The sequence below is a fragment of the Cohnella soli genome (genome assembly GCF_042655525.1).
In the GTDB taxonomy this organism is placed as follows: domain Bacteria; phylum Bacillota; class Bacilli; order Paenibacillales; family Paenibacillaceae; genus Cohnella; species Cohnella soli.
The window spans coordinates 1-17974 of the sequence record NZ_JBHSMI010000026.1 but is presented as its reverse complement, the minus strand read 5'-3'; the positions used below and the strand labels follow the sequence as shown (position 1 = coordinate 17974).

General features: G+C 50.9%; 9 protein-coding genes and 1 pseudogene. All 10 read left to right on the top strand.

Going from position 1 to position 17974, the window contains the following annotated elements:
* Positions 1 to 48 precede the first annotated feature (48 nt).
* Positions 49 to 1734, top strand: a complete 1686-nt coding sequence (locus tag ACFPOF_RS16190) for a response regulator transcription factor (RefSeq protein WP_378134454.1) — start codon at positions 49 to 51, stop codon at positions 1732 to 1734.
* The gene (locus ACFPOF_RS16185) at positions 1721 to 3544 is read left to right on the top strand and encodes a cache domain-containing sensor histidine kinase (protein ID WP_378134452.1); all 1824 of its coding nucleotides are present in this window, start codon (positions 1721 to 1723) and stop codon (positions 3542 to 3544) included. Before ACFPOF_RS16190 ends, ACFPOF_RS16185 begins: the two co-directional genes overlap by 14 nt.
* A 151-nt stretch (positions 3545 to 3695) precedes the next feature.
* Positions 3696 to 4634: an ABC transporter permease gene (locus ACFPOF_RS16180; protein WP_378134450.1), complete on the top strand. Its 939-nt coding sequence runs from the start codon at positions 3696 to 3698 to the stop codon at positions 4632 to 4634.
* Positions 4635 to 4657: 23 nt separating this feature from the next.
* Complete coding sequence (locus ACFPOF_RS16175; protein WP_378134449.1) at positions 4658 to 5548, top strand: carbohydrate ABC transporter permease; 891 nt, start codon at positions 4658 to 4660, stop codon at positions 5546 to 5548.
* Between the two features lie 82 nt (positions 5549 to 5630).
* Positions 5631 to 7382, top strand: a complete 1752-nt coding sequence (locus ACFPOF_RS16170; protein ID WP_378134447.1) for an extracellular solute-binding protein — start codon at positions 5631 to 5633, stop codon at positions 7380 to 7382.
* 119 nt (positions 7383 to 7501) lie between these two features.
* Positions 7502 to 11899 (top strand): DUF4838 domain-containing protein, encoded by a 4398-nt coding sequence (locus tag ACFPOF_RS16165; RefSeq protein ID WP_378134445.1) that lies wholly within the window; start codon positions 7502 to 7504, stop codon positions 11897 to 11899.
* 364 nt (positions 11900 to 12263) lie between these two features.
* On the top strand, positions 12264 to 14213 hold the full coding sequence (locus tag ACFPOF_RS16160; RefSeq protein ID WP_378134443.1) for an alpha-amylase family protein: 1950 nt from the start codon (positions 12264 to 12266) through the stop codon (positions 14211 to 14213).
* Positions 14214 to 14492: 279 nt separating this feature from the next.
* Positions 14493 to 16640: a hypothetical protein gene (locus ACFPOF_RS16155; protein WP_378134441.1), complete on the top strand. Its 2148-nt coding sequence runs from the start codon at positions 14493 to 14495 to the stop codon at positions 16638 to 16640.
* Between the two features lie 81 nt (positions 16641 to 16721).
* Positions 16722 to 17729: pseudogene (locus tag ACFPOF_RS16150) on the top strand (LacI family DNA-binding transcriptional regulator).
* A gap of 28 nt (positions 17730 to 17757) precedes the next feature.
* Positions 17758 to 17974 (top strand): sensory rhodopsin transducer (locus ACFPOF_RS16145; protein ID WP_378133158.1); only part of this gene is annotated, 217 nt, incomplete at its 3' end.

Sequence of the window (17974 nt, the reverse complement as noted above, 5' to 3'; positions counted from 1 at the left end):
GAATTTAGTCAGTTTTACCCGGAAATAATTCAGAACCATTAGGAAAACGTGGCGTTTTGTTGTTATATTAGGGTTGATACTTCCGAACATCATCGAGGGGAGACAGGGTATGATCGAGTATTGATTGCCGAAGACGAAATGCTCGTGAGAATGGGGCTCAAACATTCGATCGATTGGAGCAAATATCAGATGTCCGTGATCGCGGATGTCGCGAACGGTCAAGAAGCGTTGGAAATCTATCGACGGGAAATGCCGGAGCTGGTTATTACGGACATTAAGATGCCGATCATGGACGGCATGGAGTTGATTGCCAAAATACGCGAAATAAATCGGGATGCGCAGATTGTCATTCTGACTTGCGTGGAAGATTTCGAGACGGTACGCAAGGCGTTGGCCCACAATGTGCAGGACTATATATTGAAGCTGGAAATGACGACGGAAGAGATGGGGACGATATTGGACAAAATCAGGGAACGGCTAGATCGGTTGCACAAATCCGCGCATGCCCGGACCGATGTGGACAACCATATCCTGAAAGACAATCTCATGAAGGAATACTTGCTTGGCACACGATATAGCGAAGCTGAATTTACAGCTAAAGCGGCAAAACTGGACATGCGGCTGCGCCCGCATCGGCTAGTTGTGACGCTCATGGAAATCGACAGGTTCGACCTGCTATGTAAGCGGTTTAAAGATCAGAAAGGGCAACTCGTCCGGATGTCGCTCTTGAACGTGATAAGCGAAGTGTTGGCGAATTACGGCTGCGGAGAGGCGTTCGCCGATGCGGATAGCCGCTATTTACTTGTATTCGGATTCGACGAAGACAGCAGCGAACATGCAATTGCCGATATAGTGAATACGATCGTCGAGCACATTCGTAGCGTCATGAACATGTATTTTAACATTTCCGTTTCCTTCGTTATCAATCGTCCGCAGGCCGGTTACCATTCGATGAAAGAGCAGTATAGCGAGTGTTTGGCCAAATTGGAGGATCGATTTTTTCTTGGCGTCGGCTCAAACACTTATGTAGGCGGACAACAGCATATGCGTATACCGGAACAGATCTGCAACGATTTTCTTCGGCTTGTGCGGGATTGGCAAACGAGTGATTCCGCGAAAAAAACGCTCGAGCGAACGATGAGTTCTTTTTTGACCCAAGATAATTCGGTAAATGCGGCTGATGTCAAGCGAACATTCAAGATCTGGGTGCTAATGGTTGCACAAAGCGTAAGATTGACCAAATCGAATATGCCGGAGATCGTGTCGGATTATAGCGATCGTGTTGCCGGGGCGCGGACTCTGCAGGAGCTAGCGGACGTTTTTCGTACTTACCTTCAAACGATCGGCGATTTCTTGTCCAATAAAACAACGATAAGCAAAGAAGTATCCGATGTCATTCGTTACATTGAGGACAACTATAAAAGAGAGCTTACGCTGGCGGAGTTGGCGGAAATTGTTCAAGTCAGCCCGAATTACTTGAGCAGCTTGTTTAAGAAGGAAACGGGCATTAATTACGCCGATTATTTGCTGCAATATCGGATTGACAGGGCGAAAGAGCTGCTGCTCGGTACCTTCAGCAAAACTTATGAGATTGCGGAACAGACCGGATTCGCCAATCAGAGCTATTTCAGCCGGGCGTTCAAGAAGCTGACAGGAATGGGGCCGAAAGAATATCGCAGAGAATGGACGATGCAGCGGGATGCGGAAGGGGAGCCGAACGATGAGGGGCAATAGTCGGGCCGTCATTCGCAGGTTGTGGCAAAGTATTCGCGCCCAGCTTGTGCTTTCGTTCATGATCATGAGCATCATCGTCCTTGTATTAAGCTCGATTCTGATCTACTACGGCGTGCTGGACATTTTGAAAACGCGCAGCGAGGACTCGACGTTAAGACTATTCCAGCAGACCGAACAACGTATTCAAGGGTTTCGCGCCGAGATGGACAAAGTATCGAAGCTGCTGCTGCTCAATCCGGAAATCGAAAACTATATGAACAAGGAGAAGGACGGGGCGAATTACGACGCAGACGATGTCATCCAGATCAACGGCCTGCTGAATCAATTATCGCTCTTGCTCAAAAATTACGACTTTATTTCGTCGATTTATTTTTTCTCGTCCGACGGCTCGATCATCGGATTGCGCGATGACGAACCGACTGTGGTGAGCGACGAGAATCAGAAGCATTGGCAGGAAATCGCCGCTACGTATGGAAACGCCGGTCGAACGCTGGGCGACATCCTATGGGTGAGGCCCGAGGTGTCGCAGCGGCTGCTTCGCGACTTGAGCTACAAGCCGATCAACGAACCGATGATATCAGTTGTCCGCGGGTTCAGTACGATCTACAGCAAAAGATGGAATGCGTTCGTGATTAGCGTCAATGAAAGTCTCTTGGAAAATATGTACGGCAACTTGTCCAAATTCAGCGAAGACGAGACCTATTTATATGATGGAAGCGGCAAAATCGTGTCCAGCTCCAATAAATCGGCGATCGGAACGACGGCGTCTCCTCAATTATTAGAACGGGGCGACAGCGAGTATGGCAGCTTTACCGAACAAAATAAACAAATTATCTACTACCATATGGCGGACGCGGATTGGACAATAGTCCGGTATGTGCAAATCAGCGATTTGGTCAGGGACATATGGTCGCTGCGGAGCAAGATGATGTGGATTGTCATCGGCAATATCGTTATCGCCTTGATTTTATCCTTTTATTTCATTCGCAAAATCACGATGCCTCTTAAGCGTCTGACCAAGGGGATGGGCGAGGTGGAAAAAGGTCGGTTAGGCATCACTTTGGAAAATGTCGATAATGAAATCGGCATGCTGACCCGGGGATTTAACCGGATGTCGCAAAGCATCTACGAACTGGTAGAGAGGAACAAAACGGCGGAGCAGGAGAAGCGGCAAATTGAAATCAGTTTGCTGCAATCTCAATTGCAGCCGCATTTCTTATACAACACTTTAAATACGATCAAGTGGATGGCGATTGCAGCTCAAGCGAAAAACGTCGCCGACAGCATCACTTTTCTATCCAACTTGCTAAAGCCGATCTATAACAATCCCTCGCTCGTGTGGACTTTGAGGGAGGAAATCCAATATTTAAACAACTATATTAAAGTGATGAATATTCGCTACGGCGAGCATATCGTCATGGAATATCGCTTGCCGGAAACGCTGCTGGGCGTCAATGTGCTGCGTTTCACGCTTCAACCCATCGTCGAGAACGCGATCGTCCATGGCATGGAAGCCAATCAAGTCATCGGCACCATTACATTGGAGGGCAGAGAAGAGGGGGACAAGCTCGTTCTCGAGATCGAAGATCGGGGCAGAGGCATATCGAGCGGCGAGCTTGCCGATCTACAGGCTTATCTTGCAAACGGTGACCCGTTATCAGGGGAAGTTCCACAGTTCGGCATCGGCTTATTGAACGTCCAGAAGCGAATCTTGCTCCATTTTGGAGAAAACTACGGTCTCTCGATCCATAGCGTTGTCGGGGAGGAAACCCGGGTGACATTGGTCCTTCCGCATAAAATCGTAATCTAGTGCATAATTGCTCTTGCTCTCTCTCAAAACAAAAGTGTAGACAGGAAGCAAGTGCCTATAATCGTAATTCCGTTTATTTAACATCCGGCTGCAGCTCTCTATAATTCATCTTAACGGATCTTTCGCTAAGACGACTAGAGAGGAGCAGCCTATGCAAGCCCCGATTACAATCTCCACCAACCCGAAGCCGAAACCGAAAATCACATGGCGGCGATTGTCGTTGTTTCTGATGATTTTGCCGCTTCTGGTGCTCGTCATCGTATTCAGCTATGTGCCTTTATTCGGATGGGTGTATGCGTTCTTCAAGTATAAACCCGGCATTCCGCTGTCGGAGACGCCGTTTGCCGGATTGGAATATTTCCGTTTGTTATTTGGCGCGAATAGCGAAATTGGGAAAGTATTAATCAATACGCTTGTTATGAGTTTTTTGAATATTCTGTCATCTCCGTTGCCAATTGTTTTTGCCATTCTGCTATCCGAGCTTCGGGGCCGCAGATTAAAGAAGTTTGTCCAAACGGTAACGACAGTACCTTATTTTATCAGCTGGATCATCGTGTTCTCCTTAGTTTTTTCCATCTTTTCGTTCGAGGGTATTTTCAATACGCTGCTGACGCAATTCGGCTGGATTAAAAATCCGGTTAACGTGCTGGGCAATCCGGATTCGGCGTGGTACGTGCAGACGGCGATCGTCATCTGGAAAAATACAGGCTGGTCCGCGATCATCTATTTTGCGGCGATCGCCGGTCTGGATTCGCAGCTGTTCGACGCCGCCCAAATAGACGGAGCCGGAAGGTTCAGGTGCATATGGCACGTCACTCTGCCCGGATTGATGCCGACGTTTATCGTACTTCTGCTGCTAAATGTCAGCAATATGCTGAGCAATGGTTTCGACCAATTTTTCGTCTTTTATAATCCGCTCGTTGCAGACAAGTTGGAGGTGCTCGATTACTACATCTATCGCGTCGCCTTCCATGGCAACGATTATCCGTTCGCCACCGCAGTGGGCATGTGGAAAACGTTAATCAGCATCGTGCTCTTGTTTGCCGTCAATCAGTTGGCCAAGAAATTCCGCGGCCAATCGATCATCTAATTGCGCTTTAAGGAGGTGCCTACTTGATTACGAAACGTACAAACTTCATGGACGCTTTATTCCGTAGCTGCAATCTTGTGTTCTTCCTGATCGTTGCATTTGTCTGCACCTATCCTTTCTATTATATATTAATCTATACGATTAGCGATCCCGTTAAAGCGGCAGGCGGATTGCTGCTGCTGCCTATAGGGCTCAATTTCGTCAATTACGAGAAACTGCTGCAAACGCCAACGCTGTATTCGACGGCAGTCATCTCGATTCTCCGTACCGTCATCGGAACGTTCGTAACGGTAGCGTGCTGTACTTTTTTTTCCTACATCGTAACCAAGCAGGAATTGTACTTCCGCAAATTCATTTACCGGTTTGTTGTCATTACGCTTTATTTCAACGCCGGCCTCATTCCATGGTACTTGACGATGAGGTTTATGCATCTCGATAACAACTTCTTGCTGTATGTGCTGCCATCGGCGATCAGCGGTTTCTACATTGTCCTGATCAAGACGTATATCGAACAATTGCCGGCGGCTTTGGAAGAGTCGGCGATGATGGACGGCGCGGGGTATTGGACGGTTTTTAACAAAATTATCGTTCCGCTCTCGCTGCCGATTATCGCTACTATCGCCGTCTTTGCCGCTGTAGGGCAGTGGAACGCCTGGCAAGACAATTACTTTCTCGTCTCCAAGCCGAGCCTGCAGACGCTGCAGGTCATGCTTTACAATTATTTGAACTCCGCGGCCGCGATGGCGAACGTGAATCCATCGGATATCCTGGATAAGAGCGCCGCGCACAAACTTACGCCGGAATCGATCAAGATGACGATGACGATGATCGTTACCCTTCCGATTCTGTTCGTCTACCCTTTTATGCAGCGTTATTTTGTCAAAGGGATCATGCTTGGGGCAGTGAAAGGTTAGTACAAACAATTGAACGGTCTTGTCTGCTCACCGCAGACTGGCTTTCAATATAAATGATTATGTCACTATGGGAGGATTAGGAATGATCAGAAAAAAAGCAACATTGCTATTCGTTTCCTTGATCATGGTTTTCGTAGTTGCGGGATGCAGCGGTAGCAACAGCAACAAAGGGGGCAACAATGCAACGCCAAGCGCCTCGACCGGGGGCAGCACACAAACAGGGACGCCGGAAGCAAGCCAGAACAAAGAACCCGTGAAGCTTACTTTTTATTACGGGAATGTGCCTTTGAAGAACGAGGGGCGTCAGACAGACGAAGTCATGCAAGAGTTGGAGAAGAGGCTGGGCGTCGAAATCGAGTTTATTAATCAGAATGCGGACAGATTCAAGCTGATGATGGCGAGCCGGGAACTGCCGGACATTATTTTCACCTTCGAAGAAGATTACAAGCAATTGATTGAAGGAGATCTCATTCTCCCGCTTGACGATCTTGTTCAGAGCAAGGGACCAGATATTGCAAAAAATACGGAAGCGCTGGATTATTATCGCAAGTATGTAAGCGCTGACACCGGAAAGTTATACCTGCTTCCGATGCAGGTTGGCGCAACGAAGGAAATGGTCTCCAAGGTGCCTTTCACCGATTACGGCGCCGGTTATTTGACGAGGTGGGATTATTATAAAGAGCTAGGCTTCCCGCCGATTACAAGTCCCGACGATTTTCTCAATGTATTGAAAGCGATGCAGGAGAAGCATCCAAAGACGGCAGACGGTAAAAAAGTATACGGCGTATCTTCTTTCGTGGAAAAAGCGGGTTGGGGCTTATATCCGTTCTACGTTCAAATGGCTCTCTCTCAAGGTTACATGGATGGGCCGGGCAACTACATGATTGATGCCAATAACAACTTCTATAACTTCCTGGCCAAAGAAGACGGCGCTTTCTGGGACAGCATGAAATTTTTCTTCAAGGCGAATCAGATGGGGCTGCTGGATCCGGAATCGTTCATTCAGAATTTGGACCAATACCAGAACAAGCAGACGAATCTGCAAGTATTGTCAGGGATTGGAGCTTGGTGGCAGGCAGGCGCGAATGAAGCGCTCGCGAAAATACCCGATGCCGGATTTGTCACGATTCCGATGGAAAATCACTCGATTTACAAAACAAACGTATCGGTCATCGGGAAAGCCGGCAGAGCGTTCGCGATTGCCAAAAACTCCAAAAACCCCGAGAAAGCAATGGAAGTATTGAATTACCTTTACAGCAATGAAGGGATGAACTTACTCACCAGAGGCATCAAAGGCAAACAGTGGGACATGGTAGACAATAAACCCGCATTTCTGGATAGCTTTATCAAAGCTCGCGAGAATACCGAAGAGGCGGAAAAGATTGGCGTCACGAAGTATGCGTACATTTACGGTTTGAGCGATTATACCATCAATTCCGATGAGGGAGTGGCATTTGATTTAAACTCCGAATCGATCATTAAGAGTATTGAATGGAAAGACTACCAGTTGGATTATGCCAAGCATTACGGCGGCGATTATCCAGGGGATGCAATCGAGAAAATGGCGGCGCAAGGCAAAGTCAACTTATTGGTGTATGATACGGCGGGTAGTGTGGCTTTAGGTACGCCGCCGGATGATATTAAACGGATCGACGATTCGATTAAAGATTATATGTGGAAAGCGATGCCGAAGGTCATTCTAGCCAAATCAGAAGCGGATTACGAGACGCAGAAGAAGAATGTTATCAACGAGCTCTTCAAGATGGGACTCGACAAGTCCAAAGCCTATTGGGATGAGAAGTGGCCCCAATCGCTCGAACGTATTAAGAAATAGGGAAGAAAGCGTAAGGTGAAGCTCGGATTAGGGGATAAGAGGGATCAGCGTCTTATCCCTTCTTTCGAATGCGCAATAAAGCGGTTACATTATTCAGTGATCCTAAAGAGGAGGCATGGATGATGAAATTAAATACACTCGGTCGGGCATGTATGATCGTTCTCTTGATCTCAAGTTTAATCGGCTCAAGTTTTGGCAATGCGTTTGGTGCTGCAGCTTCGGATATTAGCGGACATTGGGCGGAAAAACAGCTGCTCGAATGGCAAAACAAAGGGCTTATTAAAGGCTACTCCGACGGAAGCCTGAAACCGGATAAGCCGATCACGAGAGGCGAATTGATCGCGCTTACGAACCGTGCGCTGGGTTTCACGGAGGAGGCGGCAATCAGCTTTACGGATTTGCGCGCTTCAGATTGGGCTTATAAGGACGTTGCCGTTGCGGTCAAGGCCGGGTACTTACAAGGCAATGCCGATGGCACGATCGGTGCAAACCGGCAGATCAGCCGGCAAGAAGCGGCGGTCATGATGAGCCGTTTGTTGAAGCTTGAAGGTGGCGTCGATACTGCGATTACTTTCAGCGATGCCGATAAAATCGCGAATTGGGCCAAAGCTGCCGTCGGTGCCGTTGCAGCGGAGCAGATTATGATCGGGGACAGTAAGCAAAGTTTCCGGCCGAAAGCATCCATGACGCGCGCCGAAGCCGTCGTTGTGCTGGATCGCAGCATCTCGTCGCATGACGGACAGCAGATCTCCTACGACAAAGCCGGCGTTTATGGCCCCGACGACAATGTGCAAACGGTCAAGAAGGACGTTATCGTCAACGTTCCCGGAGTCACGCTACGCAACATGAAAATCGAAGGGAATCTTTTGCTCGCAGCAGGGATCGGCGAGGGCGATGTAACCTTAAACCATGTTACGGTGCTCGGCAAGACGACAGTAAATGGCGGCGGCGCGAACAGCATTCATTTCCTGAATTCGAAGCTTGCGATCGTTATTGTCGATAAAAAAAGCGGCTCCGTTCGCGTTGTGCTGGAAGGGTCAACAACTGTCGCTTCGCTGACGGTATTAACGCCGGCGATACTAAGCTTGGACGATGACGCCGTGATCGAATCGCTCGTTTTGGAAGCTATTACCCAAGCGCTCGGTCAAGGAACAATAAAACTTGCAATCATCCATGAAGGCGCCAAATCATCGACATTCGCAAGACAGCCGTTGAAGAAGGAAGGCGCCGGCACCGGCGGAAGCTCGACGACGGGTACGCCTGGGCCGACAACATCCCCGGAACCGACACAGCAAAATGGCACAGTAAACGGTCATGTGTTCGATCCTGACAATATCGGAATCGAAGGCGCCGAAGTTAAGCTGGTCGGCTCTGTAACGATGACCGCCGCATCGGGGCAAACCGGAACTTTCACCTTCAGCAATGTGCCAATCGGTACCTACAAGATTATCGTATCGAAGGCTCATTATACCGACGTCATCTCGAGTCCATTTAACGTGACAAGCGGCGCGACTTCCGTCGTTGATGTAACGATCGAACCCGGATCGGATTTGAGCGTTGTGGCGAACGGTCAGGCGAACGCGGTAATCGTCGTTGACGATACAAAGTTAAGCTCATCCGCCAATACGTTAGCCGAGTATGTTAAAAAATCTACGGGCGCGGATTTGCCGATTATGACTACGGCACAGCTAACTGCGTCTGGGAATACGTACAACGGGGACGTCCGTATTTATATCGGCAAGAGCGTACCAGGGGCAGAAGCTGCTGTCGCTGCCAAAATGCAAAGCTTGAACGATGATGGATTTGTCATTATGCCTTACGGGAATGACCTTTCGATTAGCGGACCGACAGGGTCGGGAACTGAATTCGGCGTTTTGGAGTTCCTTGAACGGTACGTCGGTGTACGCTGGCTAATGCCGGGACCCGATGGAGAAGATGTACCGCAGCATAATGATGTTGTTATTGCATTTACGAACGTAATCGATGAACCCGCTGCGATATCCCGTCACTTCTTCGGTACGGAAGCCTGGTACACATTGCAGACGACTGCGGATTGGGCCGAGCATAATCGCATGCACGACGCGATCAAGTTCCATCACTATTTGAATGTCCTGTTCGACCCGCAAGTGTTTGCAACCCATCCCGAATATTACCCGGGAGGTGTCGTGCCTACGCATCCGTATGCATGGCAGCCATGCTTGAATGATGATACGGCTGCTGCAGCCATATGGCGAATCAAGGATTACTTCCATAACTTCCCTGACGCTCAGTCTTTCTCGCTGGGGATCAATGACAGCGATAACTATTGTGCGGCTGACAAGGCGCGTGCGAATGGCAAACTCAACTCCGTAGGCGTCCTGGATATGTCGGATGTGTACTATGCCTGGGTGAACAAAGTCGTGGAAGGCGTACTGCAAGATTATCCCGATAAGTATTTCGGATTGTTGGCCTATTGGAACGTCTATGATCCGCCTTCGACAGTTAAGCTGAATTCCCACGTCATTCCTTATATTACGGATGATCGCCTGACGTGGATCGACCCGGATATGGCGGCACTCGGAAACGATATAACCGAGAAATGGCAATTGAAAGCGGACAATATAGGCTTTTATGAGTATTTATTCGGAACGCCATACAATCTGCCGCGCGTGTATATGAACCAAATGGCGGACAACTACAAGTATGCCGAGGAACACGGTGTAATCGCGCATGTGGCGGAGCTTTATCCCAATTTCGGCGAAGGACCGAAGCCATGGCTGTCGGCTAAGCTTCAATGGAATCCGGATCAAGATGTTGACCTGCTGCTGGACGAATGGTATAAGCGGACGGTCGGAGCGGCGGCATCTGACGATCTGAAGAGCTACTATGAGCTATGGGAGAACTTCTGGACCGTACGCATATTGAATACAGACTGGTATCTTGATTGGAAAAATAAGGCTGATAGAGCCAACTTCCTTCCTTTACAGGATCACCGCTATTTAACTGCGGTAACGAAGGCTGACTTGACGCAGAGTCGCAGCCTGCTGGAATCGGTCGTGGCCAAAGCGGTGACGGCCAAGCAAAAAATTCGTGCCGAGAAGCTCCTGCGCGCATTCGAGCTATTCGAAGCGTCGGCGCTTAGCTATCCGAGAGGAGCTGTCAGTGCGCCAACGAATGAACAAGATGCGCTGGCGATGCTGGCGGATCTGAAACAAAGCTTCGATATGGCGATGAAGCGTCAAGTGCTTACTGACCAGTTCAAAGGAGATCCGATTCTTAACTTGACGTCATACTCCCAATATAGCGGGAAGTGGGATGGGATTCAGACAGGACTGATTGCCGCGCTGCAAAGCTATGCGAACACGATTACGGATCCCGACAACGAATTCCTTGCAGAGTTCCAACGCGTGCAAGCATATATCGACAGTATTCATCAATATTCCGCGACTGCGGTCAAGACGACGGCAAGCAAGTCTACGATTCTGTCTTCGCTTGACTTCAGCCAGGGACCTTGGGTGAACGCTGTACCGATTACAGAGTTTTTAAGAATGACGTCAACAGAAGCCCCGCCGGCACAGACGAGGATGTACTTGCTGTGGGATAACGACAATTTGTATGTCGGCTATGAGAATTTCGATCCCAACATGTCCGGCATCATCATGAATGACGATGCGCCCAACGGATGGTGGCGGGTGGCGGATGACTCGGTTGAAACGTATGTGACAGGCGACGTGGCCGGTGGGTATACCGGTTACTTCACCAATCCAAAGGCCGTCAAATTCATTTACAACTCAAGTTCGGCGGGCCCTGTGCCTGGCGTAGACAACAGATGGCAAGCAAGCGCCCAGATCGGAACGGATCGTTGGAATGTCATTCAAGTGATTCCCTTCTCCAGCATCGGGGTCGATCCAAGCACGACGAAGTCGCTGATGGGATTTTTCTTCCGCAACTACCACGGTCAATCCGTATATCTTGGCTGGGGAGGCGGAGCGCCTTGGACGGCAAAAGATTTCAGGCCCGTTCATCTCGTCGAGGGGAACAATCTGGTCACGAATCCGTCTATCGAAGATGGCCTAGTCTCTGCGCCATGGCTTGCATCCGAATGGTTTTCGTACTACACGGACCAGAATTCAACGGTATTGCGGACTAGCGCATTCAAGCGCACAGGCGGCTTCAGCTTGGAGACGAGCGTGACGGATCCTTATAGCAGTCCTTTCAAGGTCACGTCGATTACGCCTGGCAAATACAAAGCCGTATTGAATTACTTCGTGCCGATGAACGCCAGCGTGTCAGGCAGTATTCAATTGGTGGCGACGATCAGCAATGGAAACGGCAGCTTAGACAGTACCGCATCGGTTGAAAGACCCGTCTCATGGATGCCGGGCAGATGGGTGCAGTTCGACTATACATTCGACGTTGAACCGGATTATAACGGGGAAGTGCCCGACACCTTGATCTTGAAAATCAACCATTCTGGGTTCGGGTTAGGCGAGAAGCTGTACATTGACGATGTCTCGGTGTATAAGCTGTCAGATTAATCGATTTTGACGGTGCGCTGACCATACTCTCCGGCTTGCCGGGGAGTATGGTTTGACCGCGCGCGTGAATAGAATTGTTCGAGGTATCGTTGAAACTAACTGCAAAAACGTCACTTAGTTTGGCCATGATCCGGTGTATCGCGAAACTACGTGTAAAAACGTCACTTAGTTCCCCCGCATTTGCCGACGTAAGCAATTTTCCTGAAACTAACTGCACTTTTTGCAACTAGAATTCTCGGAACACGCCGTCTACCGAAACTAAATGTACTTTTTGCAATTAGAAGTTCGCACCGCTCCTTAATTTTTGGATAAGTCCTAAGGTTGCTATGCAACATGTGTTCAATCATAGACTGGAGGCACGACCATGAGATTGATTAAGCGGGCTGTTCATTTGGATTTTCATACTTTGCCCGACATCCCCGATTTTGGCGCAAACTTCGATGCGAAGCAGTTCGCAAGGACGCTGAAAGACGCCAAAGTAGATTTTATAAATGTGTTTGCGAAGTGCAACATCGGTTTTGCCTATTATCCGACGAAGATCGGCTTGCCGCACCCGCATATGAAATTCGATATGCTCGGGCAGATGGTAGAAGAGTGCCACAAGCTTGGAATCGGAGTTGCCGCTTATTTTAATGTCGGCCTGGATCATGAGATGGCCCGGAAGCATCGCGAGTGGTGTCTTGTGAACAAAGATGGACAGATCATCGAAGGAGATCGGACGGCGAACTTCTTCCGGCTCATGTGTCTTAACTCGGGATATCGCGATTACTTGCTGAGCATGATCAAGGAAGTCGTCGAGCTGTATCCCGTAGACGGCATTTTCCTGGATTGCATCCTGATCAACCCTTGTTACGGGAACGAGTGCAACGAGAGTATGCTGGAGCGGGGCATGGATCCGTTGAACGACCAGGATGCCGCCGCCTTCATGAAACAAACGGCCATTGATTTCTTCTGGGACGTGAAAAAAGCAATCGGAGATGATCTCTTTTTCTTCCCGAACGGGCTTGGTCACATCAACTGCGACGGGCTGGGCACGCACATCGAAATCGAGTGTTTGCCTGGGGCGTGGAGCTATGATTACTTTGCCGCTCAGGCGGCCTATGCGCGCAATCTCGGCAAACAAGTCGTCTACATGACAGGGCGATTCCATGCCAGTTGGGGAGATTTCGGCGGATTGAAAAGCAAAGCCTCGCTGGAGTACGACTGCTGGGATGCGATCAGCAACGGCATTACGACATCGGTTGGCGATCATATGCATCCCCGCGACGGCCTGGAGCCGGATGTATACAGGCTGGTCGGAGAGGTGTACACCGATATCGAACGCTATGAGCCTTGGACGGACTATGCCCGCGCAGTGACGGAGATCGGAATCATCATGCCCGAAGGCTGCGATATGGGCGCGAACAATGTGGCGTTCCCGCAAGGGCAGGCGATCTTGAACGCGGCGGCGAGGATGCTCGGGGAGTTGAAGTATTCTTTTGACATCATGGACGAGCGGGCGGATATATCCAAGTACAAAGTGATTATTCTCCCTGACGTCATTCCGGTCACCAAGCTGCTACAGGAGAAGCTGGAAGCGCATCTTGCTAAAGGCGGCGGCATTATCAGCACCGGCAGCTCTGGATTGAATCCGGAGAAAACGGCGTTCGCCATCGAGAGCTGGAACATGAGCTACGACGGTCCCGACACGTGGAATGCGTCGTACTTCAAAATGCTGGAGGGCGATCGGCAGCTGCTTCCGGATCGGCTGTGCGCGATTTACAACCAAGGCATTCAGATGAGCGGAAAGCCGGGTTCGCACACAGTTGCCGATTACTATCAGCCATATTTTAACCGCAAGTGGGACGGATTTCATGGTACCTTCTATACGCCGCCGGAAAAATATGCGGGTTGGCCGGCCGTACTGCGATCTGGAAATGTGTTCCAGATTTGCTTCCAGCTTTTCTTGGGTTATGGCGAATATGCGATGCCGGAACACAAATATATGCTGAAACATTGTCTCGAGCAGTTGCTGCCCGATTCGCTGCTCAAGGTTGAGCATATTCCATCGACAGCGCGCGTAACGGTAACGGCCAAGGATCAGATGCAAATGATTCACGTCAAGACCACTTATCCGGAAATGCGCAACAAATATAACGTCATCGAGGAGCATGCCGTGCTGCATGGCGGAGTCGTGAGCATTAGAGGAGAGGGAGCCAAGGCCGTGTATACGGCGCCAACGCGGCAGCCGCTTGCATATGAAATTGTCGATGGCTACATCCGCATCCCGCTGCCGGAAGTCGTCGGGTACACGATGGTCGTCGTGGAGAAGTAATAAAAGAAAAACAATTAAATTGTTGATAGATTTAATCATTTTGTCGGCTATGCGGCATATTGCTCCTTCTTATAATTATAGGTAGAGGATAAGGCTTACACACGACGTGCGGAGGAAAAACGTCTATCGGCGATAAAATGTCTATTGCCCGTAACCGGCGTTTCTTTCCTCTTTTCGTCTATGGTGCGTCAAATCGTCTATATACCGAATCGGGAAATGGTTGTAGCCTGAAGCTGGAACAGCGAGACAAGAGCATGTGTGAGGAAGGAGCGGGAGAGAATGGAGCGCAATTACGATTTTCGCAAACGGCTCGAAGTCGTTCACAAGCCTAACCGCCGCGATCTGGCAGTTCGCGCCATTGCTGGCGAGCTGGAAATTTCGGAAGACTGGCGCATCGTCATCGATGAAGCAGCCGGGCCCCTTCTCGTGAACACGGCCAAGGATTTGCAAGACTACCTACTTACAAGCATGAACGTCTCCGTCCGTTTGACCCGAACGCGGAATGTTGCGGAAGCAGTGGCTGGCGGGGATCGTGCCATTGTACTGGCGTCGAAGGCGCAACTGCCCGCACTGGGCGAAGCGCTTGAGAAATCGAGAAGCTATCGTATCATTGCCGAAGAAAACTGCATAGTGGTGTGCGGATACGATGAGCGGGGAGCGGCGCAAGGCAGTTATTTTCTCGAGGATCAAATGAATTTGCGGGAAGCCCCGTTGCTGGCGCCTATGGACGTAACCCGCGAGCCGCTGTTCTCGCCGCGAATGGCGCATTCCGGCTGGGGGCTGGATCGTTATCCCGACGCGCATCTAAACGCGATGGCGCATGCGGGCATTGACGCGATAATGGTGTTCGTCAAGGACGTCGACGAGACGCCGGAAGGTTATCAGGATTTCAACTACTTGGTCGATCGCGCCGAGTTGTACGGGCTGGACGTGTATGTGTACAGCTATTTAACGAGCCGCCTACATCCGGACGATCCCGACTCGAAAGCCTATTACGATTCTACTTACGGCAAGATTTTTCAGGCTTGTCCCCGTTTCAAGGGCGTTATTCTGGTCGGAGAATCTTGCGAGTTTCCGAGCAAGGATCCGAACACGACGGGTAAGCTTCGCCTTGAATGGCAGGCGGATCAGCCGCAAACGAAGCCGAGCCCGGGCTGGTGGCCGTGCTATGACTTCCCGCAATGGCTGACTTTGCTGTCGGGTACGATACGCGCGCACAATCCTGACGCGGACATCGTGTTCTGGACGTACAACTGGGGGTATGCGCCGAAGGAAGACCGCCTCAAGCTTATTCGCGCGCTGCCGGAAAATATTACGCTGCAAGTGACGTTCGAAATGTTCGAGCAAATGAAGAACGAGCATGTGACGCACGTATGCGTCGATTACACGCTGGCGAAGGTCGGACCGGGCGAATATTTCAGCAGCGAAGCGGAAGTCGCCCGAGAGCGCGGCATTAAGCTGTACGCGATGAGCAATACGGGCGGACTCACGTGGGATTTCGGCGTCATTCCGTACGAACCGTTTCCCGGTCAGTGGAACAGGAGACATCAGGCGTTGCTGCAAGCGAATGACAATTGGGGCCTAAGCGGCTTGATGGAGTCACATCATTTCGGCTGGTGGCCGTCCTTTGTGAGCGAGCTGACGAAATGGGCGTATTGGAGCCCGAGCCCAACTTACGAGGAAGCGCTGGCGATGTTGGCCAAACGGGATTTCGGCGAGGCGGCCGCCCCCTTCGCGGTGGAAGCTTGGAACGCATGGAGCGAAGCGATTGTCCACTATATACCGACGAACGAAGATCAGTACGGGCCGTTCCGCGTCGGGCCGTCTTATCCGCTTGTGTTTCGCAAGCCAATGTTTAGCAAGGCGGTACAAATGCCGGCAGCAAAGCATGCGATGTTCGGGAATGAAATCGTATTAACGGTCTATGAACCACTGGAAGATCCGAGGCAGTCGCTGGGCGTATCCCGTATCGACGTAGAGATCCGGAGCCTGCAACGGATGCTGGAACGGATGGCAGCCGGCAACGAGCTGTTGGAAAAAGCGTTGCAACTGACCCCGGACCGCAAACGGGAGGACGGCGTGTTCATGCTCGGGATCGGTCAGTTTATCGCAAGGTCTCTGCAGACGGCGATCCATGTCAAACAATGGTGGAAGCTGAAAAGGCAGTTGCTGAGCGAAGGGGATACCGGCAAAGCGACGGCGTTGCTCGAGCAGATGGAGGAATTGGCCCGCCGGGAAATCGCCAACGCGGAAGCGACGATTCCGCTCGTGGAAGCCGACTCGCGGCTCGGCTGGGAGCCGAGCATGGAGTACATGACGGATACGGCGCATTTACGGTGGAAGATCGCGCAGGTGCAAAGCGTGCTGGACAGCGAATTTGCGGAATACCGCAAGTCGCTTGCGCTGACAGACAACGCGTTATCATGATAATCCGCCCGCAAGGCGGATGGAGGCCGACGCACGCCAATTGCGCAAACGTTGTACCATTCGCCGGGAGAGGAGGGGACCGTGCAGCTTAAGGATCTCGCCAAACAATTAAACGTGTCGGTGTCGACCGTCTCCAAAACCGTGAACGGAACCGGACGGGTAGGCGCCAAGACGCGGGAACGCATACTGGCCGCCATCCAGCAGACGGGTTACCGGCCGAATGAAGTCGCGCGCAGCTTGAAGCGCCGAAGCGCCCGTTCGCTCGGTGTGGTGATGGCGGACATCTCCAACAGCTTTTACGCGAAAGTGATCAAGGGCGTCGAGAAGGTCGCGAGAGAGAACGAATATAACGTGCTCGTCTGCAACACGGATGAAGATGTGGGCAAGGAAGAGGATTATATCCGCGTACTGCTGCAAAATCAGGTGAGCGGACTCGTGATCGCCACCGTCGGCGCGGATGCCCGGCTGTTCCAGCCTTATTTCGATTCCGGTATTCCGTTTGTCTTTATCGACAATATGCCGGCGATGGAAGACGGCTTTAATCTGGTCGCCATCGATAACGTCAAAGCGAGCCGCAGCATCACGCAGCACCTCGTTGATCAGGGCCACCGCAAAATCGCGATGATTACGGGGCCGTTGAACCAATCTACGTCTTCCGAACGCAGGCATGGCTTCCTCCAATGCTTGGAGGAAAACGGCATCGAGCCGCAGGAGCATTGGATCGGTACAGGAGCATTCTAGCGGGAGAGCGGATATCGGATGATGCGGGAATGGCTCATGCAGGACGGGCGGCCGACCGCGGTTTTCGCCGCCAACGATTTTCTGTTGTACGGGGCGATAAAGGCCATTAACGAGAACGGACTGAGCATTCCCGATGACATCGCGGTCGCTTGCTTCGATGCGCACGACGAAACGGGACTGATCAAGCCGGGCATCACGGCCGTCATTCAGCCTGCTTACGAGATCGGCTCCATTGCCGCTGAAATCATCATGCGCAGAGAACGCAATAAGGGACGAAATAGGTTCGAGAAAATCGTGCTGGAGCCTGAACTGCTGATCAACGAATCCAGCGTGAGAAATAGCGACTGACATCCTTTTGATGGAGGGAGGTGAGAAGATGGGCAACGAACAGGGCCATACCTTATGGATATATCCCGATTGCGAGCTGCCGCCGGCCGGAGATTCTTTGCTCAAAGGTCACGAGTCGGTCATCGTGCTGAATTTGGGGAGCCGTGAGGCGAAGCTGAATTTGACGCTTTATTTTACGGATCGCGATCCGGTTAGCCATATCGAAGTGAAGGTCGGCGGCGAAAGAGTGCGCTGCCTGCGTCTCG

Excerpts from the sequence above, each read along its gene's own strand:
- ACFPOF_RS16160 (WP_378134443.1), top strand. The coding sequence starts at position 12,264 with ATGAGATTGATTAAGCGGGCTGTTCATTTGGATTTTCATACTTTGCCC.
- ACFPOF_RS16170 (WP_378134447.1), top strand. The coding sequence starts at position 5,631 with ATGATCAGAAAAAAAGCAACATTGCTATTCGTTTCCTTGATCATGGTT.
- ACFPOF_RS16180 (WP_378134450.1), top strand. The coding sequence starts at position 3,696 with ATGCAAGCCCCGATTACAATCTCCACCAACCCGAAGCCGAAACCGAAA.
- ACFPOF_RS16185 (WP_378134452.1), top strand. The coding sequence starts at position 1,721 with ATGAGGGGCAATAGTCGGGCCGTCATTCGCAGGTTGTGGCAAAGTATT.
- ACFPOF_RS16165 (WP_378134445.1), top strand. The coding sequence starts at position 7,502 with ATGATGAAATTAAATACACTCGGTCGGGCATGTATGATCGTTCTCTTG.
- ACFPOF_RS16155 (WP_378134441.1), top strand. The coding sequence starts at position 14,493 with ATGGAGCGCAATTACGATTTTCGCAAACGGCTCGAAGTCGTTCACAAG.